24 protein-coding genes are annotated in these 22,902 nt (G+C 72.3%); 10 read left to right on the top strand and 14 right to left on the bottom strand.

Features of this window, described 5'->3' with window-relative positions; genetic code table 11:
- The first annotated feature begins 224 nt into the window (after nucleotides 1-224).
- The 3 genes from ABD194_RS02285 to ABD194_RS02275 are packed head-to-tail and all read left to right on the top strand — an operon-like array spanning nucleotide 225 to nucleotide 2,808.
- Nucleotides 225-785 (top strand): gluconokinase, encoded by a 561-nt coding sequence (locus ABD194_RS02285; protein ID WP_343986858.1) that lies wholly within the window; start codon nucleotides 225-227, stop codon nucleotides 783-785.
- Nucleotides 782-2,413, top strand: coding sequence for a GntT/GntP/DsdX family permease (locus ABD194_RS02280; RefSeq protein WP_343986855.1), 1,632 nt, complete (start codon nucleotides 782-784; stop codon nucleotides 2,411-2,413). The genes ABD194_RS02285 and ABD194_RS02280 overlap by 4 nt, the downstream gene beginning before the upstream one ends.
- Nucleotides 2,414-2,418: 5 nt before the next feature.
- Nucleotides 2,419-2,808, top strand: a complete 390-nt coding sequence (locus tag ABD194_RS02275) for a pyridoxamine 5'-phosphate oxidase family protein (RefSeq protein ID WP_343986852.1) — start codon at nucleotides 2,419-2,421, stop codon at nucleotides 2,806-2,808.
- A gap of 26 nt (nucleotides 2,809-2,834) precedes the next feature.
- On the opposite strand, the gene ABD194_RS02270 is transcribed toward ABD194_RS02275, so the two are convergent.
- From ABD194_RS02270 to radA, 3 genes are all read right to left on the bottom strand, one after another.
- A complete protein-coding gene (locus tag ABD194_RS02270; protein WP_343986849.1) occupies nucleotides 2,835-3,725 on the bottom strand; it encodes an HhH-GPD family protein in 891 nt (296 codons plus the stop codon).
- Between the two features lie 96 nt (nucleotides 3,726-3,821).
- Nucleotides 3,822-4,898, bottom strand: a complete 1,077-nt coding sequence (gene disA / locus ABD194_RS02265; RefSeq protein ID WP_343986846.1) for a DNA integrity scanning diadenylate cyclase DisA — start codon at nucleotides 4,896-4,898, stop codon at nucleotides 3,822-3,824.
- 55 nt (nucleotides 4,899-4,953) lie between these two features.
- Nucleotides 4,954-6,369, bottom strand: a complete 1,416-nt coding sequence (gene radA, locus ABD194_RS02260; protein WP_343986843.1) for a DNA repair protein RadA — start codon at nucleotides 6,367-6,369, stop codon at nucleotides 4,954-4,956.
- Between the two features lie 72 nt (nucleotides 6,370-6,441).
- Between radA and ABD194_RS02255 the strand changes: the two genes are divergently transcribed.
- Entirely contained in the window at nucleotides 6,442-6,669 is a 228-nt protein-coding gene (locus tag ABD194_RS02255; protein WP_343986840.1) for a hypothetical protein, read from the top strand.
- A gap of 207 nt (nucleotides 6,670-6,876) precedes the next feature.
- Nucleotides 6,877-7,209 (top strand): histone-like nucleoid-structuring protein Lsr2, encoded by a 333-nt coding sequence (locus ABD194_RS02250; RefSeq protein ID WP_343986837.1) that lies wholly within the window; start codon nucleotides 6,877-6,879, stop codon nucleotides 7,207-7,209.
- A 114-nt stretch (nucleotides 7,210-7,323) separates the two neighbouring features.
- On the opposite strand, the gene ligD (ABD194_RS02245) is transcribed toward ABD194_RS02250, so the two are convergent.
- Complete coding sequence (gene ligD / locus ABD194_RS02245; RefSeq protein WP_343986833.1) at nucleotides 7,324-8,208, bottom strand: non-homologous end-joining DNA ligase; 885 nt, start codon at nucleotides 8,206-8,208, stop codon at nucleotides 7,324-7,326.
- Entirely contained in the window at nucleotides 8,208-9,164 is a 957-nt protein-coding gene (gene ligD, locus ABD194_RS02240; protein WP_343986830.1) for a non-homologous end-joining DNA ligase, read from the bottom strand. The genes ligD (ABD194_RS02245) and ligD (ABD194_RS02240) overlap by 1 nt, the downstream gene beginning before the upstream one ends.
- 18 nt (nucleotides 9,165-9,182) lie before the next feature.
- Between ligD (ABD194_RS02240) and ku the strand changes: the two genes are divergently transcribed.
- From ku to ABD194_RS02225, 3 genes are all read left to right on the top strand, one after another.
- Nucleotides 9,183-10,181 carry a non-homologous end joining protein Ku gene (gene ku, locus ABD194_RS02235; RefSeq protein ID WP_343986827.1) on the top strand — a complete coding sequence of 333 codons (999 nt, stop codon included), beginning with the start codon at nucleotides 9,183-9,185 and terminating at the stop codon, nucleotides 10,179-10,181.
- A 104-nt stretch (nucleotides 10,182-10,285) separates the two neighbouring features.
- Nucleotides 10,286-11,512 carry an acetyl-CoA hydrolase/transferase family protein gene (locus ABD194_RS02230; RefSeq protein WP_343986824.1) on the top strand — a complete coding sequence of 409 codons (1,227 nt, stop codon included), beginning with the start codon at nucleotides 10,286-10,288 and terminating at the stop codon, nucleotides 11,510-11,512.
- 37 nt (nucleotides 11,513-11,549) lie between these two features.
- The gene (locus ABD194_RS02225; RefSeq protein WP_343986821.1) at nucleotides 11,550-12,305 is read left to right on the top strand and encodes an SDR family oxidoreductase; all 756 of its coding nucleotides are present in this window, start codon (nucleotides 11,550-11,552) and stop codon (nucleotides 12,303-12,305) included.
- 16 nt (nucleotides 12,306-12,321) lie between these two features.
- Here the strand turns inward: ABD194_RS02225 and ABD194_RS02220 are convergent, their stop codons facing one another.
- The 5 genes from ABD194_RS02220 to ABD194_RS02200 form a co-directional block, all read right to left on the bottom strand.
- A complete protein-coding gene (locus ABD194_RS02220; RefSeq protein ID WP_343986817.1) occupies nucleotides 12,322-13,119 on the bottom strand; it encodes a sugar phosphate isomerase/epimerase family protein in 798 nt (265 codons plus the stop codon).
- A 67-nt stretch (nucleotides 13,120-13,186) separates the two neighbouring features.
- Entirely contained in the window at nucleotides 13,187-14,116 is a 930-nt protein-coding gene (locus tag ABD194_RS02215) for a Ppx/GppA family phosphatase (protein ID WP_343986815.1), read from the bottom strand.
- A gap of 92 nt (nucleotides 14,117-14,208) precedes the next feature.
- Nucleotides 14,209-14,955, bottom strand: coding sequence for an ABC transporter permease (locus ABD194_RS02210; RefSeq protein WP_425579929.1), 747 nt, complete (start codon nucleotides 14,953-14,955; stop codon nucleotides 14,209-14,211).
- Nucleotides 14,952-15,713: an ABC transporter ATP-binding protein gene (locus ABD194_RS02205; protein WP_343986812.1), complete on the bottom strand. Its 762-nt coding sequence runs from the start codon at nucleotides 15,711-15,713 to the stop codon at nucleotides 14,952-14,954. Before ABD194_RS02205 ends, ABD194_RS02210 begins: the two co-directional genes overlap by 4 nt.
- 10 nt (nucleotides 15,714-15,723) lie before the next feature.
- Nucleotides 15,724-16,353, bottom strand: coding sequence for a TetR/AcrR family transcriptional regulator (locus tag ABD194_RS02200; protein WP_343986809.1), 630 nt, complete (start codon nucleotides 16,351-16,353; stop codon nucleotides 15,724-15,726).
- Nucleotides 16,354-16,529: 176 nt separating this feature from the next.
- Between ABD194_RS02200 and ABD194_RS02195 the strand changes: the two genes are divergently transcribed.
- Together ABD194_RS02195 and ABD194_RS02190 are read left to right on the top strand one after the other, a co-directional pair.
- Nucleotides 16,530-17,372: a DUF3109 family protein gene (locus tag ABD194_RS02195; RefSeq protein ID WP_343986806.1), complete on the top strand. Its 843-nt coding sequence runs from the start codon at nucleotides 16,530-16,532 to the stop codon at nucleotides 17,370-17,372.
- Nucleotides 17,372-18,061: a class I SAM-dependent methyltransferase gene (locus ABD194_RS02190; RefSeq protein ID WP_343986804.1), complete on the top strand. Its 690-nt coding sequence runs from the start codon at nucleotides 17,372-17,374 to the stop codon at nucleotides 18,059-18,061. The genes ABD194_RS02195 and ABD194_RS02190 overlap by 1 nt, the downstream gene beginning before the upstream one ends.
- Nucleotides 18,062-18,173: 112 nt before the next feature.
- Here ABD194_RS02190 and nadC read toward each other — a convergent pair whose 3' ends face one another.
- The 4 genes from nadC to ABD194_RS02170 all read right to left on the bottom strand — a co-directional run bounded on the left by nadC (nucleotide 18,174) and on the right by ABD194_RS02170 (nucleotide 22,884).
- Nucleotides 18,174-19,058 (bottom strand): carboxylating nicotinate-nucleotide diphosphorylase, encoded by an 885-nt coding sequence (gene nadC / locus ABD194_RS02185; RefSeq protein ID WP_343986802.1) that lies wholly within the window; start codon nucleotides 19,056-19,058, stop codon nucleotides 18,174-18,176.
- The gene (locus ABD194_RS02180) at nucleotides 19,055-20,887 is read right to left on the bottom strand and encodes an L-aspartate oxidase (RefSeq protein ID WP_343986800.1); all 1,833 of its coding nucleotides are present in this window, start codon (nucleotides 20,885-20,887) and stop codon (nucleotides 19,055-19,057) included. The genes nadC and ABD194_RS02180 overlap by 4 nt, the downstream gene beginning before the upstream one ends.
- A gap of 162 nt (nucleotides 20,888-21,049) precedes the next feature.
- Entirely contained in the window at nucleotides 21,050-21,979 is a 930-nt protein-coding gene (panC, locus tag ABD194_RS02175) for a pantoate--beta-alanine ligase (RefSeq protein WP_343986798.1), read from the bottom strand.
- The gene (locus ABD194_RS02170; RefSeq protein ID WP_343986796.1) at nucleotides 21,976-22,884 is read right to left on the bottom strand and encodes a Rossmann-like and DUF2520 domain-containing protein; all 909 of its coding nucleotides are present in this window, start codon (nucleotides 22,882-22,884) and stop codon (nucleotides 21,976-21,978) included. The genes panC and ABD194_RS02170 overlap by 4 nt, the downstream gene beginning before the upstream one ends.
- Nucleotides 22,885-22,902: the final 18 nt, after the last annotated feature.

Raw genomic sequence — 22,902 nt, 5'->3', positions numbered from 1 at the left:
GCCGGTTTGTGGCCCTTCGACGGTTGGAGCGGGAGGGGTCAGGCGCGGCCCGACGCGGCGTAGATGCGGCGGACGACGTCCTCGATGCCGGGCTCCTCGTCGAGTGCCTCCGGAAGCCTGCCCGCACGAGCAACCAGAAGGTCCTCAAGACGAGCGGACGGGGGCAGGCACAAGGGGGCACGTTACCGAGGACCAGGGCCCTGTTCAACGGGTACGTGTTCCACATGCCGGACCGTGTGGACGAGACCCTCTCCACCCCGCCCCCGAGCCCTGACGTCGTCATCGTCATGGGGGTCAGCGGCAGCGGGAAGAGCACCGTCGCCAAGGGCATCTCGGCGCTGCTCGGCTGGGAGTTCGCCGAGGGTGACGCCTTCCACTCCGAGGCCAACGTCGCCAAGATGCGTCGCGGCCAGGCGCTGACCGACGAGGACCGCTGGCCGTGGCTCGAGTCCATCGGCGACTGGATCAGCACCAAGGAGCAGGCGGGCGAGTCGGCGGTCGTCACGTGCTCGGCCCTGCGGCGTGTCTATCGCGACCTGCTGCGCCGCGGCCGCCCGCACGTGCGGTTCCTGCACGTCGAGGCCCCGAGCGAGGTCATCCAGGACCGCATGGAGCATCGCCCGGGCCACTACATGCCGCCGTCGCTGCTCCCCAGCCAGCTCGCCACCCTCGAACCGCTGGAGCCCGACGAGCCCGGCGTCTCCGTCACCAACGAGGGCACCGCCGCCGAGGTGCTCGACCGCTCCCTGCACGCCCTCGGACTCCGGAAGGACCCCATCGCATGACACTTCACCTGACTCCTGCTTCCCTCGGGTCGCTGCCGACCCTCCACCAGCTGGCGCCGTCCGCCGCGGAGGCGGCGAAGCAGCCGTATGCCGGCAACGCACAGCTGGTCGCTGCGTGCCTGCTCGGCATCCTGACCGTCGTGCTGCTGATCACCGTGGTCAAGCTGCACCCGTTCCTGTCGCTCATGCTCGGCTCCGCGGTGCTCGGCGCCGTCGCCACGATGCCGCCGGGCGACATCGTGGACAGCTTCATCGCGGGGTTCGGCTCGACCGCCGGCGCCGTGGGCATCCTCATCGCCCTCGGCGCCATGATCGGCAAGATGCTCGAGGACTCGGGCGGCGCCAACAGGATCGTGTCCACGCTCGTGGGCCGGGTGGGACCGGGCGGCCTGCCGTGGATGATGGCGGCCATCGCCGCCATCCTCGGCCTCCCGCTCTTCTTCGAGGTGGGCGTCGTGCTCCTCGTGCCGGTCGTCATCCTCGTCGCCCGGCAGACTCACCTGTCGATCATGAAGGTCGGGATCCCGGCGCTCGCCGGCCTGTCGGTGCTGCACGGCCTGGTGCCTCCGCACCCGGGTCCGCTGACGGCCATCGGCCTGCTGAACGCCGACCTCGGGCGCACGCTGCTCTACGGGATCATCGTCGCGATCCCGACGGTCATCGTGGCCGGTCCGGTGCTGGCCAGGTTCGTCGACAGGTGGGTGCCCAAGTACGTCGAGCCGCTCGACCGGCGGAGGCTGACCCATGAGCCCGTGGGGGTCGGATCCACGACGAGCTTCGCCGGGGCCGGCGCCGGCGCCGGCGGGACGACGACCGCCGCCGGCTCGGCCGGCTCGCCGGGCTCGGCCGGCTCGCCGGGCTCGTCCCGGCCGGGGGATGCCGGCCGAGCCGGCGCACCCGAGCGGATGGACACGGGTGCGCTGGACGAGCTCGAGGCGCCACTGCCCCCGGGTCGCCGCCGCGTCGGGTTCGGCTCGGCCATGGTCGCGATCACGCTACCGGTCGTGCTCATGCTCATCGACGCCGTGGCCAAGCTCGTCGTGGGCGACAAGACGAGCGGCATACGCACGGTCAGCGACGTCGTCGGCACGCCCCTCGTCGCCCTGCTCATCGCGGTCATCTTCTGCTACTTCCGCCTCGGCCTCGCCTCCGGCATGACGCGCGGTCAGGCCAGCGAGAGCCTCGGCGCGAGCCTGCCCGCGATCGCCGGCATCATCCTCATCGTGGCCGCAGGCGGCGGCTTCAAGCAGACCCTGGTGGACGCCGGAGTCGGCAATGTCATCAAGGACTGGGCCACCGGCATCAACATCTCGGTGCTGCTGCTCGGCTGGCTCGTCGCCGTCCTGATCCGTCTCGGCACCGGCTCTGCAACGGTGGCGACGATCACCGCCGCCGGCATCGTCGGCCCCCTCGCCGCGACGCTCTCCACGAGCCACCTCGCCCTGCTCGTCCTCGCGATCGGCTGCGGCTCGCTCTTCTTCAGCCACGTCAACGACGCCGGCTTCTGGCTGGTCAAGGAGTACTTCGGCCTGACGGTCGGCGAGACGATCAAGTCGTGGTCGGTGATGGAGACGGTCATCTCGGTGATGGGCTTCGTGCTGGTCATGCTGCTCAGCCTCGTAGTCTGAGGCCGGTGGCGACCCTTCCGCACGACCTGTCCCCCGCAGCCCTCGACTTCATGACCGAGCGCCACCTGGCGACCCTGACGACGCTTCGTCGGGACGGCTCACCGCACGTCGTGCCCGTCGGATTCGCTTGGGACCATGAGCAGTCCGTCGCGCGCGTGATCACCAGCCGTACGAGCCGCAAGGCTCGGAACGCGGCCGCCGGCTGCCCTGCCGTGATCTGCCAGGTGGACGGACGCCACTGGCTCTCGCTGCAGGGAGTCGCGCGCGTCCTCGAGGACGAGGCGTCCGTCGCCGACGCCGTCCAGCGGTATGCGGCCCGCTACCGCCAGCCGCGCCTCAACCCCGAGCGCGTGGTCATCGCGATCGACGTGGCCTCGGTCCTCGGCAACCTCTGACCGCCCTAGGCCCAGCAGACGCGGGCTCAGGCGGGGAGGCGGAAGCGGCTGCGGGTCAAGGGCTCGACGAGCCCGTCGGCCACCAGCGAGTCCAGGCAGCGCATGACCTGCGTCCGGTCGTCGGCGACGTCCTCGAGGAGGGCGAGCGGCACCGCGGCGTGGGCCTCGCGCAGCCGGTGCAGCAGCTCGCCGCGGACCTGCCGGTCGGTCCCGTGCCAGGTCTGCCCGCGACGCGGCGGCCCGTCGTAGGCGGGCCGGCCTGCCAGGTTCCAGGCGCACAGGTCGGCGACCGGGCACTCCTCGCACCGGGGGCCGCGGGCGACGCAGACCAGTGCTCCGAGCTCCATGACGGCGACGTTCCAGGTGTTCGCGTCGTCGAGGTCGGCGGGCATCGAGTCGGCCGCCAGCCGGGTCTCGGCGCGGTTCAGCGTCAGGTTCGGGAAGGCCTTGCCCTCGATCGTGCGCGCCAGCACCCGGCGGACGTTCGTGTCGACGACCACCTCGGGGATGCCGAAGGCGAAGCACGAGACCGCTGCCGCCGTGTAGGCGCCGACCCCGGGCAGAGCGAGCAGCTCCTCGGGGGTGGACGGGACGTGTCCGTCGTGGCGCTCGACCATCACGGTCGCCGCTTCGTGCAGCCGCAGGGCCCGCCGCGGGTAGCCGAGGCGTCCCCAGGCGCGCACCGCCTCGCCCGGCGCCGCAGCGGCCAGGTCGCCGGGCGTGGGCCAGCGCGCCATCCACTCGCGCCAGATGGGCTCGACGCGGGCCAGCGGGGTCTGCTGGGACATCACCTCCGAGAGGAAGACGCCCCAGGGGCTGCAGCCCGCTTCACGCCACGGCAGGTGCTTGCGGCCCTCGTCGGCGTACCACTGGTTGACCCTCGCGTGGAGCACCGACAGCGGCACCGACGACGGCACCGACAACGGCTGTGACGACGGCTGTGACAGCGGTCGTTCGGTCGGCTCGGGGGCACTGCGGGACGGCATACGGGGGGAGGGGCGGCGAAGCCGGGGTCAGACGTAGCGCTCGAGGATGCTGGACTCGGCCAGCCGGGAGAGGCCCTCGCGCACGGCGCGGGCGCGGCCCTCGCCGACGCCGTCGACGAGCATGAGGTCCTCGATACCGGCGGCCAGCAGTCGCTGGAGCGACTCGAAGTGGAGCACGAGGCGCTCGACGATCGCGGCGGGGAGCCGTGGCACCTTGGTGAGCAGGCGGTAGCCCTGGGGCGACACGGGGGCGTCGAGGCTGTCGCCGACCACCGAGAAGCCCACCGCCCGGGCGCCGGCCGCGAGGTCGAGCAGCTCGACGGAGTTGAGGGCCTCGAGGTTGGCCAGGGCCTCCTCGACGGTCAGCCCGGACTTGGTCGACGGGAGGTAGTCGCGGATGACGAGCTCGCGGTCGTTGCCGAGGCCGCCGACGAGCTCCTCGAGCTGGAGGCTGAGCAGGCGCCCGTCGGTGCCGAGCTCGACGACGTAGTCCTTGATCTCGGCGGAGATGCGGCCGACCATCTCGAGGCGCTGCAGGACCGCCGTGACGTCGCGGATCGTGACGAGGTCCTCGATCTCGAGCGCCGACAGCGTGCCGGTGACCTCGTCGAGGCGGGCCTTGTAGCGCTCGAGGGTCTGCAGGGCCTGGTCGGCGCGAGAGAGGGTCGTGGGCGAGCCCTCGATGACGTGCCGCAGGTCGCCGACGTAGAGGGCGACGACGCCCATCGACTGGCTGACGGAGATGACGGGGAAGCCGGTCTGCTTGGCAACCCGCTCGGCGGTGCGGTGCCGGGTGCCCGACTCGGTGGTCTCGATGCGCGAGTCCGGGACGAGCTGGGTGGCGGCCCGCAGGATGCGCGTGCCGTCGCGGTCGAGCACGACGGCGCCGTCCATCTTGCAGAGCTCGCGGACCCGGGTGGCGGAGAACTCGACGTCGAGCACGAAGCCGCCGGTGCAGATCGAGTCGACGACGCGGTCGAAGCCGAGCACGATCAGCGCGCCGGTGCGTCCGCGAAGGATGCGTTCGAGGCTGTCACGCAGCTCGGTGCCCGGGGCTACCGCGGCGAGGGCCGCCCGCAGCAGCAGCTCGTCGTTACGCTCCATCACTTCCCTGTTCGCAATGGGGGCACTGAGGGGTCCACCCCGGGTCGGTCGCAGTCTAGACGGTGGCGACCGCGGGCGCGCTCTGCGTCTGCCCACCGGCGAGGCGGCCCATCGCGTGGATGGCGCGCGGCACGTCGGCCACCTCGACGGCGCGGATGCCGTCGGGCACGGAGCAGTCCGCCAGCGTGCCGGGCGGCACCAACGCGTGCCGGAAACCGAGCCGTGCGGCCTCGGCCAGACGGCGGTCGAGACCGGTGACGCGGCGCACCTCGCCGGCGAGCCCGACCTCCCCGAACGCGACGACGTCGGTCGCGAGCGGCTTGTCGACGACCGAGGACGCGACGGCACAGACGATGGCGAGGTCGGCAGCGGGCTCGGTGATGCGCACGCCACCGACCGTGGCCGCGAAGATGTCGCGAGAGCCGACGGGAGCGCCGGCCCGCTTGTCGAGAACGGCGATGATCATCGCCAGCCGCGAGGCGTCGAGACCGCTCGAGGTGCGCCGTGGCGAGGGAAGCGTGGAGGTCGCCACGAGGGCCTGCACCTCGGCCACGAGGGGACGGCGGCCCTCGAGGGTGACGGTCACGCACGTGCCCGGGACCGCGTGGTCACGGGTGGAGAGGAACAGCCCACTGGGGTCGGCCAGTCCGGTGATGCCGACGTCGGACAGGTCGAAGCAGCCGACCTCGTCGGTGGGACCGAACCGGTTCTTGACGGCACGCACCAGCCGCAGCCGCGAGTGGCGGTCGCCCTCGAACTGCACGACGACGTCGACGAGGTGCTCGAGGACGCGCGGACCCGCGATGGAGCCGTCCTTGGTGACGTGGCCGACGAGGAGCACCGCGACACCGCGCGCCTTGGCGGCCGCGATGAGACTGCCGGCCACCTCGCGGACCTGCGAGACGTTGCCGGCCTGGCCCTCCACGTCGGCGCTGGCGATGGTCTGCACCGAGTCGACGACGAGCAGGCCGGGCGAGCGGGCCTCGACCTGCCCGAGGACGGTGGCGAGGTCGGTCTCGGCCGCGAGGTAGAGGGTGTCGGCCATGGCGCCGATGCGCTCGGCCCGGGTGCGCACCTGGGCCGCGGACTCCTCACCGCTGATGTAGAGGACGTCGGCCCCGGAGCGCGCCGTCCGTGCCGCGACGTCCAGCAGCAGCGTCGACTTGCCGACGCCCGGCTCGCCCGCGACGAGCACGACGCCTCCCGGAACGAGGCCGCCACCGAGCACCCGGTCGAACTCCGGCACGCCGGTCGGCCGGGCCGCTGCCCGGGTGACGTCGACGTCGGCGATGCGCTGGGCCGGGGAGACGACGGTGGCCGCGGTCGTGCGCGCGGCCGTCGCACCGCCCACCTCGGCGACGGTCCCCCAGGCCTGGCACTCACCGCACCGGCCGACCCACTTGGCGGTGGTCCACCCGCACTCGGCGCAGCGGAAGCCGGGCGTGCGGCGTGCGGTGGTCCTCGTAGGCATGGCACGACCGTAGGGGTGGGGTCCGACAGCGGCCGGGACGGCCAGTCCGGCTCGCCGTGAGAAAATGGGCGCATGGACTCGGTCATGCCCTACGTGCTCGCGCTCGTCCCGACGGTCGGGGTCGCCACGCTCTTCTACTTCGTCATCAAGAGCATCCTCGAGGGAGACCGTCGCGAGCGCCTCGCCCAGGCGAGGTGGGAGGCCGAGCAGCGTCGTGCGGGAGGCGACGCCGTGAGCCCTGCAGCGGGTTCCGGCGCCGCTACCGAGGATTCCGGGGCCAGGCCGGCGAGCGATCGCTGAGCCGCCGTCCGACGTCGCCGCCTCGAGAGCGCAAGACGTCATTTGTTCCCATTAGGTCTGCATCCGAGGGACTTCGTTTTCAATTCGCAACGCCATTGTTTTCGATGGAAATGCAATTCGCGACCGAGAGCGGTAAATTGATCCCTGCTCGTGGATCCTGCATTCACGGCCGACCCCTCCCAAACAACAGACGTCAGATGGAGAAACATGGCCCAGCGTGTCGAAGTGGTTCTGATCGATGACCTCGACGGCGGTAATGCCGATGAGACGGTGACCTTCGCTGTCGACGGCGTCACATACGAAATCGACCTGTCCGACGACAACGCCCGCAAGCTTCGCGACGACCTCGCGACGTGGACCGGTCACGCTCGTCGTGCAGGCACCGCAAAGGCGGCTTCACGCCGTCGCCAGACCGGTGGAAGTGCAAAGCGTTCCGACCTCGGCGCCGTCCGGGAATGGGCTCGTGCCAACGGGCACAACGTCTCCGACCGCGGCCGCATCTCTGCCGAGATCCAGGACGCCTACGACAAGGCGCACTGACCGGTCAACGACCTCGTAACCGGCGGAAAGGGCCCGGCACTCCACGAGCCGGGCCCTTTCGCATGCCTCACCACCGATCACGTATGCCGTCCGCCGCTCACGCCGCGAGGCGGCTCAGGCGGTGATGGCCTCCGCCAGGTCGCCGTCGCGCTCCACCCGGTCCAGCACCTCGTCCGTGGTCAGCTGCACGAGCTCGCCACCCCGCGCCCCGGACTCGATCTCGTCCCAGGAGCGCGGCGCCGCCACGGTCGGCCGCTCGCGCCCGCGCAGCGAGTAGGGGCAGACGGTCGTCTTCGCGGCGACGTTCTGGCTCCAGTCGAGGAAGATCTTGCCTGGCCGGAGCTCCTTGGCCATCTTCCACACCACGAGGTCGGGGTGCGCCTTGGTCAGCTCCTGCGCGAGCTGCTGGACGGTGTCGCGGATCTGGTCGCTCGTGTGCAGGCCGGGCAGGACGGCATACAGCTGGAGTCCCTTGCTGCCGCTGGTCACCGGCAGCGTGTCGAGCCCGATGCCACGAAGCCGCTCGCGCACGATGAGCGCGACGCGCGCGCACTCGTGCAGCCCGGTGCCGGGGCCCGGGTCGAGGTCGATGACCAGGCGGTCCGGGTGCTGCGGCTCCGCGTCGCGCCCCTCCCCCTCGAACCGCCACTGCGGCACGTGCAGCTCGAGCGAGTTGAGGTTGGCGAAGTAGGTCAGGCCGGCCAGGTCGTCGATGAGCGGGAAGACCGGGTCACGGCCGGCGCGCCGGATCCACGCGGGCGTTCCGGCGGGCAGGTTCTTCTCGAAGAACTGCATGTCGGCGACCCCGTGCGGGAAGCGGATCCGCGTGACCGCACGGTCGCGCAGGTGCGGCAGGATCACCGGCGCGACGCGCGCGTAGTAGTCGATGACCTGTGCCTTGGTCGTGCCGGTGCGCGGGTACATCACCTTCTCGAGGCTCGACAGGCGCAGGCGCCGGCCGTCGACCTCGACCGTGACCTTCGGGGCCTCGAACGCCATCAGCCACCGTCCTCGTGGCCGTCGACGACGTCGAGGTCGTCGGGTGCCAGGTCGGCGCGCAGGCCCTTGTATGCCGGCTGGCGCAGTCTCCCCTGGCTGCTCAGTCCCAGCGACTCCACGTCTGCCACCAGGACCGGCTGCACCCACGTCGCGCCGACGGAGTCCTCGGCGGGCAGCTCTGTGGCGAAGGGCGACTCGGCCGACGTCAGCGTCTCGAGGTCACGCAGGAGCGCCTGCCCCGTCTTGCCGGCGAGACCCGAGCCGACCTTGCCGAGGAACTGCAGGCCGTCCGGCCCGGGCACGCCGACGAGCACCGAGCCCAGGCGCCGCCTGACGGTGCCGGTCGACTCAGGGCGCCAGCCCCCGATGACGACCGACACGGTGCCGCGGTGGGGCAGCTTGAGCCAGTAGGGCGACCGCAGCCCCGGCACGTAGACGGAGTCGACCCGCTTGGAGACGATCCCCTCGAGCCCCTGCTCCTTCGTCGCCGCGTGCAGCGTCACACCGTCGGTGAAGGTCGGCGGCGTCTGCCAACGGGGACTGCTCAGCTCCAGCCGCTCGAGCGTCGCACGCCGGTCGGACCACGTCCGGGAGAGCAGCTCGACGCCGTAGAGGCGCAGCAGGTCGAAGGTCATCAGCGTGACGGGCGCCTGCTCGGCCAGCATCGCGGCGCGGCGCACGTCGGTCACGTGGAAGCGCTCCGCCATGGCTCCGAACGACGGCACACCGCCCCGCAGGGAGACGATCTCACCGTCGAGGAGCATGTCGGCATACTCCTCCGCCAGGCCGCGCAGCTCCGGGAAGGCGACGGTGACGTCGCGCTCGGTCCGGGAGAAGAGGCGCAGCTCGCCGTCCGAGACGTCGGCGAGAACACGCATTCCGTCCCATTTGACCTCGTGGCTCCACAGGTCGCCGACCGGAACGGTCGACGATGGCGTCGCGAGCATGGGGCGCATGGGTGCATTCTTGTTCCCATGCGAGCCATCTGGAAAGGCGCCGTGTCGTTCGGCCTCGTCAATGTGCCGGTCCGACTCTTTTCGGCGACGGAGAACCACGACGTGCAGTTCCGGCAGGTTCACGAGAAGGACGGGGGCCGCATCAAGTACCAGCGGATCTGCTCCATCGACGGTGAGGAGGTGCCCTACTCCGACATCGCCAAGGGATATGAGGCGGCCGACGGGCAGATGGTGATCCTCAGCGACGAGGAGCTCAAGAGCCTTCCGACGCGGACGACGAAAGAGATCTCGATCGAGAAATTCGTCCCCTCCGAGCAGATCGACCCGCTTCTATTCGACAAGAGCTACTACCTCGAGCCCGACAAAACAGGACTCAAGCCCTATGTCCTCCTGCGCGACGCACTCGAGAAGGCCGACCGGATGGCTCTGGTCACGGTCTCGGTGCGCACCCGCATGACGCTGGCGGTGCTGCGCGTGCGCGAGGGCGTGATCGTGCTGCAGACCCTGCTGTGGGCCGACGAGGTGCGCAAGCCGGAGTTCGAGTCCCTCTCGGAGGAGACGCACGCGACGCAGAAGGAGCTCGCCATGGCCTCCTCGCTCGTCGACTCGCTCTCCGGCGACTACGAGCCCGACGAGTTCGAGGACGACTACTCCGAGGCGGTCGCCAAGCTCGTCGAGACGAAGATCGAGGGCGGCGACATCACCGAGACGCCCGAGGCCAAGGGCGAGGAGAGCGAGGTCGTCGACCTGCTCGCGGCCCTGCAGCGCAGCGTCGACAAGGCCAAGGCGGCCAGGTCCGGCGGCTCCGCGGCGTCCGCAGCCTCCGAGACGGCGAGCACTGCGACCGGCACCGAGGGCGCCGGCGGCACCGCCAGGAGGTCGGCGTCGGCGTCGAAGTCGACCGCCAAGAAGACGGCCGCCAAGACCACCGCGAAGAAGACCACCGCGAAGAAGGCGACGACGAAGAAGGCCGCCACCAAGACGGCCGCCAAGAAGTCGACCAAGAAGGCGAGCTGAGCCCCGGGCGGCCCACGACGGCAACGCCCGGCGCCCGCCGCGACGTAGGTCACCTCTGAGGGCATACGCCCTCTTTGGGGTGACTGCTGCGCGAGGATGGGACCGTGCGAACGGCGACGATCGACGAGCTCACCCGACGGCTGCAGACGCTTCCCGAGAACCCTCGAGTCGTCGTCAGCGGCAACATGGCCGTCCCGTGGGAGGCGGTGCGCGCCCTCGACGCCGCGCAGCCGTCCTACGTGCTGCACGCGCTCAACGCGCCGGCGGGGCTGCCCGACCGGGAGGGCGTGACCGTCGAGACGTGCTTCGTCGGCCCGGGTATGCGCCGTCATCCCCGGCTGCGCTACGTGCCCTCGCGCCTGTCCCTCGTCCCGCTGCTCTACAGCCGCGCGCTGCCGCCGGACGCCGTGCTGCTGCACTGCGCGCCGCCGCGCCACGGGCAGGTCAGCATGGGCCTCGAGGTCAACGTGCTGCCTGCGGCGCTCGAGGCGTGCCGCTCGCGTGGCGGCCTCGTCGTGGCCGTGGTCAACCCGCAGATGCCCTACACCTTCGGTGACGCGGAGGTTCCGCTCGAGCACGTCGACCTCGTCGTCGAGGTGGACTCGTCGATGGCTTCGAACGGGAAGAGCCGTCCCGACCCCGAGAGCCAGGTCATCGGCGAGCGCGTGGCCGCGATGGTGCGCGACGGCGCCACCATGCAGCTCGGCATCGGCGCCGTGCCCGACGCGACCCTCGCCGCGCTCACCACCAGGCGCGGCATCCGGATGTGGACCGAGATGTTCTCCGACGGGGTCCTGGCCCTCGACGAGGCCGGGGCCCTCGACCCCGACCACCCGCTCGTGACGTCGTTCTGCTTCGGCTCGCAGGAGCTCTACCGGTGGCTGGACGGCAACCCACGCGTGCGGATGATGCGCACCGAGAAGACGAACGACCCCGGCCTGATCGCGCAGCAGCGGCAGATGACCTCCGTCAACACGGCGCTCGAGGTCGACCTGTTCGGGCAGGCCAACGCCTCGCGGATCAACGCCCGGATCCACTCCGGCTTCGGCGGCCAGACCGATTTCATCGTCGGGGCGCTGCACTCCCCCGGCGGGCAGTCGTTCATCGCGCTGCGCTCGTGGCACCCGAAGGCGGACGTGTCGACGATCGTGCCGCTGCTCGACGAGCCCGTCACGAGCTTCCAGCAGAGCGCCATCGTCACCGAGCACGGCGTCGCGCCGCTGTGGGGTCGCAGCGAGAAGGACCAGTGCCGCGACATCATCGAGGAGTGCGCCCACCCGCGGGTCCGCGACGACCTGTGGGAGGAGGCGCAGGCGCTCGGTCTCGCCTGACCGAGGACGTATGCCGTCCGGCTCGTAGGGTGACCGCATGACCTCCTCCTCCCCTGCCCCCTCGTTGCGCGCGGACCGGCCGGTCGCGGTGATCACGGGCGGCACCCGGGGCATCGGCCTCGCCATCGCCCGGGACCTGGCCCCGACCCACCACCTCGTCATCGGCGGCCGCAGCCGCGACTCGGTGGACGACGTCGTGGCCTCGATGCCGTCGGCCCAGGGGCTCGTCGCCGACCTCGCCGACTGCACGCCCGGAGGATCGCTGGAGACGGCCCTGGACGCCCTCGTGCCGGACCTCGAGCGCGTGGACGTGCTGGTGCACTCGGCCGGCGTGCTGCGCAACGGCACCGTCGCGGACTCCCCGCTGCAGGACTGGGCCGACTCGATGACCGTCAACGTCGTGGCGGTGGCCGCGATCACCCGAGCCCTGCTGCCGACCCTTCGCGCCGCACACGGGCTCGTCATCACCGTCAACTCGGGCTCCGGCTTCACGGCCACGCCGGCCTCCGGCGCCTACTGCGCGTCGAAGTTCGCGCTGCGCGCCTTCAGCGACTCCCTGCGCCAGGAGGAGCGCGAGCGCGGTGTCCGTGTCACCTCGCTGCACCCCGGGCGCGTCGACACCGACATGCAGCGCGAGCTCGTCGATTTCGAGGGCGCGGAGTACGACGCCGCCGCCTACCTGGACGTGGCCTCGGTCGTCCGGGCGGCCCGACTGGCCATCGACGCAGGTTCCGACGCGAGCGTCGACATGGTGTCGGTCCGACCTCGCGGCTGGCGCCCCGCCGAGGCCTGACGGCCCGCTCAGGCCCTCAGATGCGGCTGGCGCCTCGCGTGGGCACGAGGCCCAGCCGGGCGAAGGCGAGCGCCTCGGCGAGGTCGACCTCGCGCTGCTCGCGCGCGACCTTGCGCGTCGACACCTCCACGACGACCTGGCCGTCCCAGCCGGAGTCGGCCAGGTGCTCGAGCACGGCCGCACACGGCTGCGTCCCGCGCCCCGGCACCAGGTGCTCGTCGAGGAACGAGCCGAGCCCGTCGGTCAGGTGCAGGTGGGCGAGCCGCGACCCGAGCGCCTGCGCCATGGCGAGCGCGTCGGCACCGGCGGTCGCCGTGTGCGACAGGTCGAGGGTGACGTTGTCGTACGGCTGGCCCACCGGGTCCCAGTGCGGGAGGTAGGCCATGACCTCACGCCGCGCGGTGCGCCACGGGTACATGTTCTCGACGGCCAGCCGGACACCCGACTCACGCTCGCGGCGGGCGACGCCCTCGACGAAGCCGGCGGCATACTCCCGCTGCCAGCGGAACGGCGGGTGCAGCACCACCGTGCCCGCGCCCACCTCCCGGGCCAGGTCGATGGAGCGGTCGACCTTGCCCCACGGGTCGGTGCCCCACACGCGCTGGGTGAGCAGCAGGGTGGGCGCGTGGACGGAGGCGATCGGCAGCTCGTGCAGCTCCGACAGGGCCCGCAGGGCGCCGGCCTCCTGCGTCACCGGGTCGGTCCACACCATCACCTCGACGGCGTCGTAGCCGAGCCGGTCGGCGGTCGCGAAGGTCGTCGCGGCGTTGTCGGGGTAGAGCGAGGCGGTCGAGAGGCCGACTCGGATCGTCATGCGGCCATTTTGCGCCACGGGTCGCGGCGGCCCGCCGGCCGGGGGCCGAGCCGCGCGCAGATGCCCCTCACGACGTGAGGTGGTCGAGGCGCCGGAGGATGAGGCCCTCGCGCAGCGCCCACGGGCAGATCTCGAGCTGCTCGACCTGGAGCAGGTCCAGGGCGGCCTCGGCGACGAGGGCCCCGGCATACAGCTGGCGAGCCCGGCCCACGGAGACCCCGGGCAGCTGCGAGCGCGCCTCGGTCTCCATCGGCCCGACGGTGGCGACGATCTTGCGGAGGTCGTCGCGGGTGAGGGTGCGCCGCACGAACGGCCCCTCCGCGCTCGGCGCTGCGCCGGCGATGCGCGCGAGCGAGCGCATCGTCTTGGACGTGCCGACGGCGCGGTCGGGTGCCCCTGACGTCAGCAGCGGGCGTACGTGCTCGGCGAGCGTCGTGCGCACGTGGGAGCGCAGCTCGTGGGCGGAGGCCTCGGACGGCGGGTCGCCCACGATCCGCTCGCGGGTGATCCGGCCGGCGCCGAGGGGCAGGCTGATGGCCACGTCGGGCTCCTCGTCGAGACCGCTGGCCAGCTCGAGCGACCCGCCGCCGATGTCGACGACGAGCAGGCGCCCGGCCGACCAGCCGAACCAGCGACGGACGGCGAGGAAGGTCATCCGTGCCTCGTCCGAGCCGCTCAGCGCCTCGAGGTCGATGCCCGTCTCGTCGCGCACCCGCGCGATGACGGCCTCGCCGTTGGGCGACTCGCGCAGTGCAGAGGTGGCGAAGGCGAAGAGGTCGCCGACGCCCTGGTCCTCGGCGACGACGAGGCACTCGCGGAGGAAGGAGACCAGCCGGTCGGCCGTCTCGGCACCGATCTGCCCGTCGTGCTCGAGGCTCTCCGACAGGCGCAGCTCGGTCTTGTGCGAGAACGCCGGCAGCGGCTGCGCGCCAGGGTGCGCGTCGACGACGAGGAGGTGGACCGTGTTCGACCCGATGTCGATGACGCCCAGGCGCATGCGCCTCACCCTAGTGGCGTGCCCCGCACGGGGGGTACGCCGTCGCAGAGCCCGTATGCCGGGTGCCCGGGCCGGGTGCCGCCGGCCGTCCGTCAGGCGGAGCGGCGGCTCAGCGTGAGCGAGGCGAGGGCGAGCGAGCCGACGATGAAGCCGGCGACGACGGCGAGGTCCGTGAGGACGGCGCCGCCCGGGTCGGCGTTGGCGGCGATCTCCTTCATGGCGTCGACGGCATACGACAGGGGCAGCAGGTTGCTGACCCACTCGAGGAAGGTCGGCAGCTGGTCGCGGGGCATGATGAGCCCGCACAGCAGGAACTGCGGGAGAATGAAGGCCGGCATGAACTGCACCGCCTGGAACTCGGTGCGGGCGAAGCCGCTGGCGAGCAGCCCGAGCGCGGTGCCGAGGACGGCGTCGAAGACCGCGACGACCAGGAGCATCCACAGGGGCCCGGCGACGTCGAGGCCGCAGACCCAGACCGCGAATCCCGTTGCGACGACAGCCTGCACGGCCGACAGCGCGCCGAAGGCGATGGCATAGCCGAGCATGAAGTCGCCCTTGCCCATGGGCGTCGTCAGCAGCCGCTCCAGGGTCCCCGACTGTCGCTCGCGCAGCGTCGCCACGGACGTGACGATGAACATGACGACCATGGGGAAGACGCCGAGCAGCGCCGGGCCGATCGAGTCGAAGACGGGCGTGCCGTCGTAGATCCAGGCCAGGAGTCCGAGCAGCACGCAGGGGACGACGAGGATGAGCGCGATGGTGCGGCGGTCGGTGCGCACCTGGCGCAGCACTCGTCCCGAGGTGGCGACGGTGAGCCCGGGGTCCAGGACGGCACTCATGACGCGCTCCTCTCGCCGGAGCGGGCCGCCTCGGCGTCGATGAGGGCGAGGAAGGCCGCGTCGGCGTCGGGGGTCCCCGTCCGCTGCAGCAGCTCGGCGGGCGTCACGTCGGCGAGGACGTGCCCGTCGCGGAGCAGGACGAGCCGGTCGCACCTCGTCGCCTCGTCCATGACGTGGCTCGACACGACGAGCGAGTGGCCGCGCTCCGCGAGGTGGCGGAACAGGTCCCACAGGTCGCGGCGCAGCACCGGGTCGAGGCCCACCGTGGGCTCGTCCAGGACGAGCAGGTCGGGGCGACCGACGAGGGCTGCGGCCAGCGAGACCCGCGACTCCTGGCCCCCGGAGAGATCTTGGACGAGCTGGCCGGCCCAGGACTGCAGGTCCACCTCGTCGAGCGTGCGGTCGACCCCCTCGCGCAGCTGCGCGCCCCGGAGGCCGAGGGCACGGCCGAAGTAGGTGATGTTGTCGCGCACGCTGAGGTCGGCGTAGACGCTGGGAGTCTGGGTCACGTAGCCGACGCGGTTGCGCAGCGCGGGTGAGCCGGCCGGGTGCCCGAGCACGGTCACGGACCCGGCCTCGATGACCTGGACCCCGACGATGCACCGCATCAGCGTGGACTTGCCCGAGCCGGAGGGCCCGAGCAGGCCGACCACCTGGCCGGCGGGGATCTCGAGGTCGAGACCGGGGATCACCCGGCGCCGGCCGCGGACGACCCGCAGGCCGCGGACGGCGACCGCCGGTTCGCTGATATTCACCATGCGATGAAATCTACTCCGGTGTGGTGTGCCTGTCCACGAGATGGTGCTGCAGGACGGGGCCGAGGCGCTCGACGAGCTCCTCACGGGTCGCGTCGACCAGGGCGGGTAGCCGGACGACGTAGCGGGCCACGACCAGGCCGAGGACCTGCGAGGCCGCGAGCGCACCGCGCAGCTGCGGGTCCGGCACGCCGGTGCTGGCCGCCACCCGGCCGAACACCTCGCGGCCGAGGAACTCGCGCAGCATCCGCGCCGCCTCCTCGCTCGTCATGCTCGAACGCACCAGCGCCACGAGGGCGTCCCGACGCTCCGGCGGCTCCCACACGGTCAGGAAGGTGTCCACGATGCGCCAGCCGAGCCGGTCGGTATCGCCGTCCAACAGGTGGTCGATGAGTCGGGCGGGATTGACCGGCACGTCGAGAGTCTCGACGAAGAGGGCCGCCTTGCCACCCTCGAAGTAGTGGTGCACCAGGGCCGGGTCGACCCCCGCCTCGCGGGCGATGCCGCGCATGCTCGCCTTGTCGTACCCCTTGGCCGCGAACGACTTCCGGGCCGCCTCGAGGATCGCCGCCCGCGTGTCGGCCCCACCGGGACGGCGGCCGCGACCCTTGGGTGCCACCTCGCTGTTGGTGCTCGACGTCATGTCCTCACGCTAGCGCCGTGCCTCCGTGGGCCCGGGACGCCTGAGCGGACGCGGGCACAGTGGCACCGGGGGCTGGGAGGGGGCACACGGCATACGCACGCCTCGCGAGCCGGCCGGGCGCTCACGGAGCGGGCAGCCCCGGGCCGGGGAGCCACGTCGGGACGTAGGGTGATCCGGTGGCTGAAGCACCCCTGGACCTCCCCCGCGTGTGGGTCGAGTTCACCGACCCGGCCGATGCGGGGCAGCGCTACCGCTGCGACCTGACGTGGCTCACGAGCAGCTGGACGTGCATCTTCGGCAACGGCTGCCAGGGCATCTACGCCGGCCGGCCCGACGACGGCTGCTGCACCCTCGGTGCACATTTCACCGAGAAGGAGGACTGGAAGCGCGTCGAGAAGGCCGTCGAGGAGCTCGGTGAGGACGAGTGGGAGTACCACTCCGTCGGCACCGCCACCGGCACCAAGGACGACTGGACCGAGAAGGAGGACGGGGCCCGCAAGACCAAGGTCGTCGACGGCGCCTGCATCTTCCTCAACCGTCCCGGCTTCCCCGCCGGCGCCGGCTGCGCCCTGCACCAGCACGCGATCCTCAGCGGCGTCGAGCCGCACACGATGAAGCCGGACGTGTGCTGGCAGCTGCCGATCCGGCGGACGTTCCGCACCGTCGAGCTGCCCGACGACACCAGCTACCTCGAGATCACGATCACGGAGTACGACCGGCGAGGCTGGGGGCCCGGTGGCCACGACCTCGACTGGTACTGCTCCGGGAACCCCGAGGCGCACGTCGGGCGCGAGCCGGTCTACCGGTCCAACGCGCCCGAGCTGGTCGAGCTGATGGGCCCGGAGGCCTATGCCGAGCTGGCCATCCGCGCCGAGGCCCACCTCGCGCAGGTCAAGGCGGTCCGGGCGCGTGGCGTGCGCAAGCTGCTGCCGCTGCTCGTGCACCCGGCGACGCTCGAGGCGCAGGGCGGTGCCGCGCGCCCGGCTCCGGGCCCGACGTCGGCCCGGAAGCGGGCCTGATGAGCGAGACGATCCCCTCCCCCAACATCTGGGAGACGCCCGACGTCTACGAGATCGAGAACCGCGGCGTCGACCGCACCCACGTCATCGAGGACGCCATGCGGTCGGTGCTCGACTGGACGGGAGGCGACGTCCTCGACATCGGGTGCGGCACCGGCTTCCACCTGCCCCACTTCGCGCAGGACGCACGGTCCGTCGTCGGTGTCGAGCCGCACCCTCCGTTGGCATCCCTTGCAGCAGAACGGACTTCGGATATGCCGTCCGTCTCCGTCCGCGAGGAGGGCGCCGCCTCGATCGGGGTGCCCGACGGCTCGTTCGACGTGGCGCACGCCCGGTGGGCCTACTTCTTCGGGCCGGGGTGCGAGCCGGGGCTCGCCGAGCTCGAGCGGGTCATGCGCCGCGGCGGCGCGGCCTTCGTCATCGACAACGACGCGACGCGGTCGACCTTCGGGCAGTGGTTCCGGCGGGCACTGCCGAGCTACGACCCGCGAGCCGTCGAACGCTTCTGGGAACGGCAGGGCTGGCAGCGCGAGCGCCTGGACATCCGCTGGGACTTCGACTCGCGCGAGGACTTCGAGGCCGTCGTCGGGATCGAGTTCGCGCCCGAGCACGCCGACCTGATCCTCGCCGAGCACCCGGACGCCACCGGCGTCGACTACGCCGTCAACCTCTGGCACCGCCGCTACTGATCCCTCTCTCGGCGTCCTGGCTCCTCCACGGGTTGCTGGCCGGTGCGGCCGGCCCGCCGCGCCGACCGACCCGGAAACCGCGGAGCAGGCCGCAACCTGCGTAGCGGAACCGTCAGTCGACGAGGTCGAGGGCGATGTCGACGATCGGCGAGGAGTGGGTCAGGCCGCCGACGGAGACGAAGTCGACGCCGGTCTCGGCGTAGTCGCGGGCCACCTCGAGGGTCATGCCGCCCGTGGCCTCGATCTCGACGGGTTCGCCTGCGGCGCGGAGCAGCTCGACGGTCTCGCGCAGCACGTCGAGGTCCATGTTGTCGCACATCACGAACCGCGCCCCGGCGTCGTAGGCCTCCTGCGCCTCGGCGGGAGTGGTCACCTCGACCTGCACGTCGACGTCGGGGAACCGCTCGCGGACCAAGGCGTACGCGGCCGCGACCGAGCCCGCTGCCAGCTTGTGGTTGTCCTTGATCATGGCGACGTCGTAGAGCCCCATGCGCTTGTTGGTGCCACCGCCACAGCGCACGGCGTACTTCTCGAGCCAGCGCATGCCGGGCGTCGTCTTGCGGGTGTCGAGGACCATCGCGCCGGTGCCCTCGAGCGCGTCGGCCCACCGGCGCGTGTGCGTCGCCACGCCGGAGAGCCGGCTGAGCAGGTTGAGGATCGTCCGCTCGGCGACGAGCACCACCTGCGTCGGGCCGGTGACGCCGGCGATGACGTCGCCGCGCTCGAGCCGCGCCCCGTCGTCGTTCACCACCTCGACCGTCGGCACCTCGCCGCCGATCTGCGCCGCCACCGCCGAGAGCACGAGGCCGATCACCGGCACGCCCGCGACGACACCGGGCGCCCGGGCGACGATCTCGGCAGTGCGCGTCTGCTCGGCCGGGATGGTCGCCAGGGTGGTGACATCGAGCCCCTCCGGACCGAGGTCCTCGCGCAGCGCCACCGCCACCAGCTCCCGCGCCCACGCGTGCGGGAACCCGCTCAGCCCATCGTCGCTCACGCCGTCTCCTCCGGTCCGTCCACCGAGTTCGTATGCCGCACAGCCGGACTCGCGCCGACCGCTCCTTCCGAGTCCGCGCGGTCCTCGTCCAGGACGTCGACCGGCATCGAGCCGTCGAGGTCGAGGCCCTCGAGGTTCGACCGCGGCACCGGCACGACCTCGGCCGTGAGCACCCCGGCGCCCGACCGCCGCAGGTGCACGTGGTGCAGGAAGTGCTCGTCGTCCCGGCTCGGGAAGTCCTCCCGCACGTGACCGCCACGGGTCTCCTCACGCAGCGCGGCGGCATACGCCAGCGCGCGGCCGAGGTGGAGCAGGTTGGTGGTCTCCCAGCTCTGGGGGCCGCCCTGCTGGTCGGCGTCCTCCGCGGCCGCGAGCTCAGCGAGGGCCCCGAGCGCCTGCTCGGTGGCGGCGAGCGAGGTGGCCGACCGCACGGTGCCGGCGCCGGCGGTCATGGCGCGCTGGATGTCGAGGCGCCGCTTGCTGCCGACCAGCTCCGGCTCGCCCGTGGCCGCCGCGGGGGTCGCCTCCGGGAGCTCGCCGACGCCGAGGCGGGCGGTGAGGTCGTCGGCGATCCGGCGCCCGAAGACGAGGCCCTCGAGCAGGGAGTTGGAGGCGAGGCGGTTGGCGCCGTGCACGCCGGTGCACGAGGTCTCGCCGCACGCGTACAACCCCTCGAGGGAGGAGCGCCCCCGCAGGTCGGTCCGCACACCCCCGCTGGCGTAGTGCTGCGCCGGCGCGACGGGCAGCAGCTGCGTCGCGGGGTCGAAGCCGAGCTCGCGGCAGCGGGAGACGATCGAGGGGAACCGGTGCTCGAGGAACTCGGCGCCGAGGTGGCGACAGTCGAGGTAGACGTGGTCGGTGCCGGTCTCGCGCATCCGCGTGATGATGGTGCGGGCCACGACGTCGCGCGGCGCGAGGTCGGCGAGCGGGTGCTGGCCCTGCATGAACCGCTCCCCCGCCTCGTCCACGAGGAAGGCGCCCTCACCGCGGACCGCCTCGGAGATGAGCGGCTGCTGGCCGCGCGAGCCCTCACCGAGCCACAGCACGGTCGGGTGGAACTGGACGAACTCGAGGTCGGCCAGCACGGCGCCGGCTCGCAGGGCAGCCGCCATGCCGTCACCCGTGGCCACGGACGGGTTGGTCGTCGAGGCGTAGATCTGGCCGAGCCCGCCGGTCGCCAGGACCACGGCGCGAGCGTGGGCTGCGCCGACGCCGTCGACCTGGCCCTCGCCGATGACGTGCAGGGTGACGCCGCAGACCCGCTCGTCCGCGTCGGTGAGCAGGTCGACGACGAGGGCGTGCTCGATGACCTCGATGCCGGGGTCGTCGCGCACCCGGTCGAGCGCGGCGATGAGGGCCCGGCTGATCTCGCGCCCCGTGGCGTCGCCGCCGGCGTGCAGGATGCGGTCGCGGTGGTGGCCGCCCTCGCGGGTCAGCGAGATCTTGCCGGTGTCGCCCCTGTCGAAGTCGGCGCCGAGCGCGATGAGGTCCCAGACCGCGTCGGTGCCCTCGGTCACGAGCGCGTGCACCGCGTCGACGTCACAGAGCCCTACACCGGCCACGAGCGTGTCGTGGATGTGCTCGGCCGGACTGTCCTCCGGCGACATGACGGCGGCGATGCCACCCTGCGCCCAGGCCGTCGAGCCCTCGTCGAGCACCGTCTTCGTGACGAGCAGGACGCGGTCGACGCGGCGCCGCAGCCGCAGGGCCGTCGTGAGTCCCGCGATGCCGGAGCCCACGACGATGACATCGGCCGTGGTCGTCCAGCCGGGCGCGGGGGCGCTCAGGCGTCGGGGGATGCTCACGTCGGGGAGCCCGCTCTGCGGCATACGCCTGGCCTCTCAGTCTGGTGGTGGTGCCTCGTGCTGTCGACCGGTCGCGGCGGGAGTCTGCACGCCGACGCCGCCGGGCCACGTCACATCGTGCCCTACGGGAGGTGCCCGCTCGCGCCCGATGCCGTATGCCGCCCGCGCCCCGGGCGGGTGCGGCCCTCACGGCTGGCTGAAGGTCTCGAGGGCGCCGCCGCCCGGCCCGACGAGGACGGGCAGGTTGTCGATGAGGCGCGTCGTCCCGACCCGGCCGGCCACGGCCAGGAGGGCCTCGCCGCGGTACCACTCCGGCACGTCCTCGAGCGTGTCCGGGTGGACGAGGACGAGGTAGTCGACGAGGGCGAGCGGCTCTCGCACGAGAACGGTCCGGGCGGCGCGGCGTACGGCGGAGGGGCCTTCTGTCGCGGCCGCAGCGCCGGCGCGCAGGGCCGCCGACAGGCAGAGGGCCGTCTCGCGGTCGGAGGGCGTCAGGTAGGTGTTGCGGCTCGACATCGCCAGGCCGTCTTGCTCGCGCACCGTCGGCACGGACACGACACGGACGGGGAAGTCGAGGTCACGACACATGCGTCGGATGAGCAGCAGCTGCTGGGCGTCCTTCTGCCCGAAGTAGGCCGCGCTGCACCGGGTCAGGTGCATGAGCTTGGCGACGACGGTGAGCATGCCGTCGAAGTGCCCGGGCCGGGACTGGCCCTCGAGGACGTCGCCGAGGGGACCGGCCGAGATCCGGACGCCCGGGTCGCCCTCGGGATAGACGACGTCGGGCGTCGGGGCGAAGACGAGGTCGACGCCGGCCTCCGTGCAGATCTGGAGATCCGCGTCGAAGGTGCGCGGGTAGCGCGAGAGGTCCTCCTTGGGCCCGAACTGCAGGGGGTTGAGGAAGATCGTGACGACGACGTGCTGGTGCGCGGCCCGCGCCCGCCGGATCAGGGTCGCGTGGCCGTGGTGCAGGGCACCCATCGTCATCACCACGGCGACGTCGCCGTCGTCGAGACGCGCTCGGGCGTCGCGCAGCTCGTCGCGGGTGCGGGCCAGGACCGGCGTCGGAGGTGCAGGCTGGGCGGCTGGCTGGGCGGCTGGCTGGGCGGCGGTCACGGTTGGTCCTCCTCGTGCGCGAGCAGCTGGAGCAGCGGGTCGGCGACGTCCGCCCGGAGGCGGCCGCTCAGCAGCGCGCGCTGCGCCGTCGCGCGGGCCAGTGCCAGGTAGGTCGGGCGGATGTCCGGCGCCACCGTGCGCATCATCGCGACGTGCTCGGCCACCGTACCGGCATCGCCTCTCGCCACCGGCCCGGTGAGGGCTGCGTCACCCCGCTGGAGGGTGTTGGCGAGCGCGGCTGTCAGGAGCGGCTCCAGCACCCGAGCCGGGTCGCCCACGCCCGCCTCTGCGAGCAGTTGCATCGACTGCGCCACGAGCGTCACGAGGTGGTTGGCGCCGTGCGCGAGGGCGGCGTGGTAGGTGACGCGGTCCTCCTCGGCCACCCACACCGGGTCGCCCCCCATCTCGATGACGAGGGCCTCCCCCAGCGGGCGCGCGAGGTCGCTCGTCGTCACCCCGAAGCAGCAGTCGGCCAGGCGGTCGAGGTCGAGGGCCGTGCCGGTGAACGTCATGGCCGGGTGCAGGGCCAGGGGGACGATGTCGCTGTCGGCGGCGGTCTCGAACACCGAGAGGCCGTGCGCGCCGGAGGTGTGCATGACGAGCTGGCCGGGGGTGAAGGTGCCGGTCGCACTGAGTCCCGCGACGAGGTCGGCCAGGGCGTCGTCCGGGACGGCCAGCACGACGAGGTGCGCCCCCGCGACGACCTGGGGCACCGGCTTGACCGGGACACCGGGCAGGAGCGTCGCGGCGCGCTCGAGGCTCGCCTCGCTGACCGCCGACACACCGGTGACGACGTGGCCCGCTCGCTGGAGGGCCGCTCCGAGGACGGCGCCGACCCTCCCGGCGCCCACGATGCCGACGTCGAAGCGCGCAGGACGTTCGGAGGGGCTGCTCACGCACGGCACGCTATCGCCTACAGTCCC

Origin of the sequence: Terrabacter terrae, assembly GCF_039529575.1 — a bacterium.
GTDB lineage: Bacteria > Actinomycetota > Actinomycetes > Actinomycetales > Dermatophilaceae > Terrabacter > Terrabacter terrae.
The sequence above is the reverse complement of the archived record's forward strand: the minus strand, read 5'-3'. Positions and strand labels throughout refer to the sequence as shown.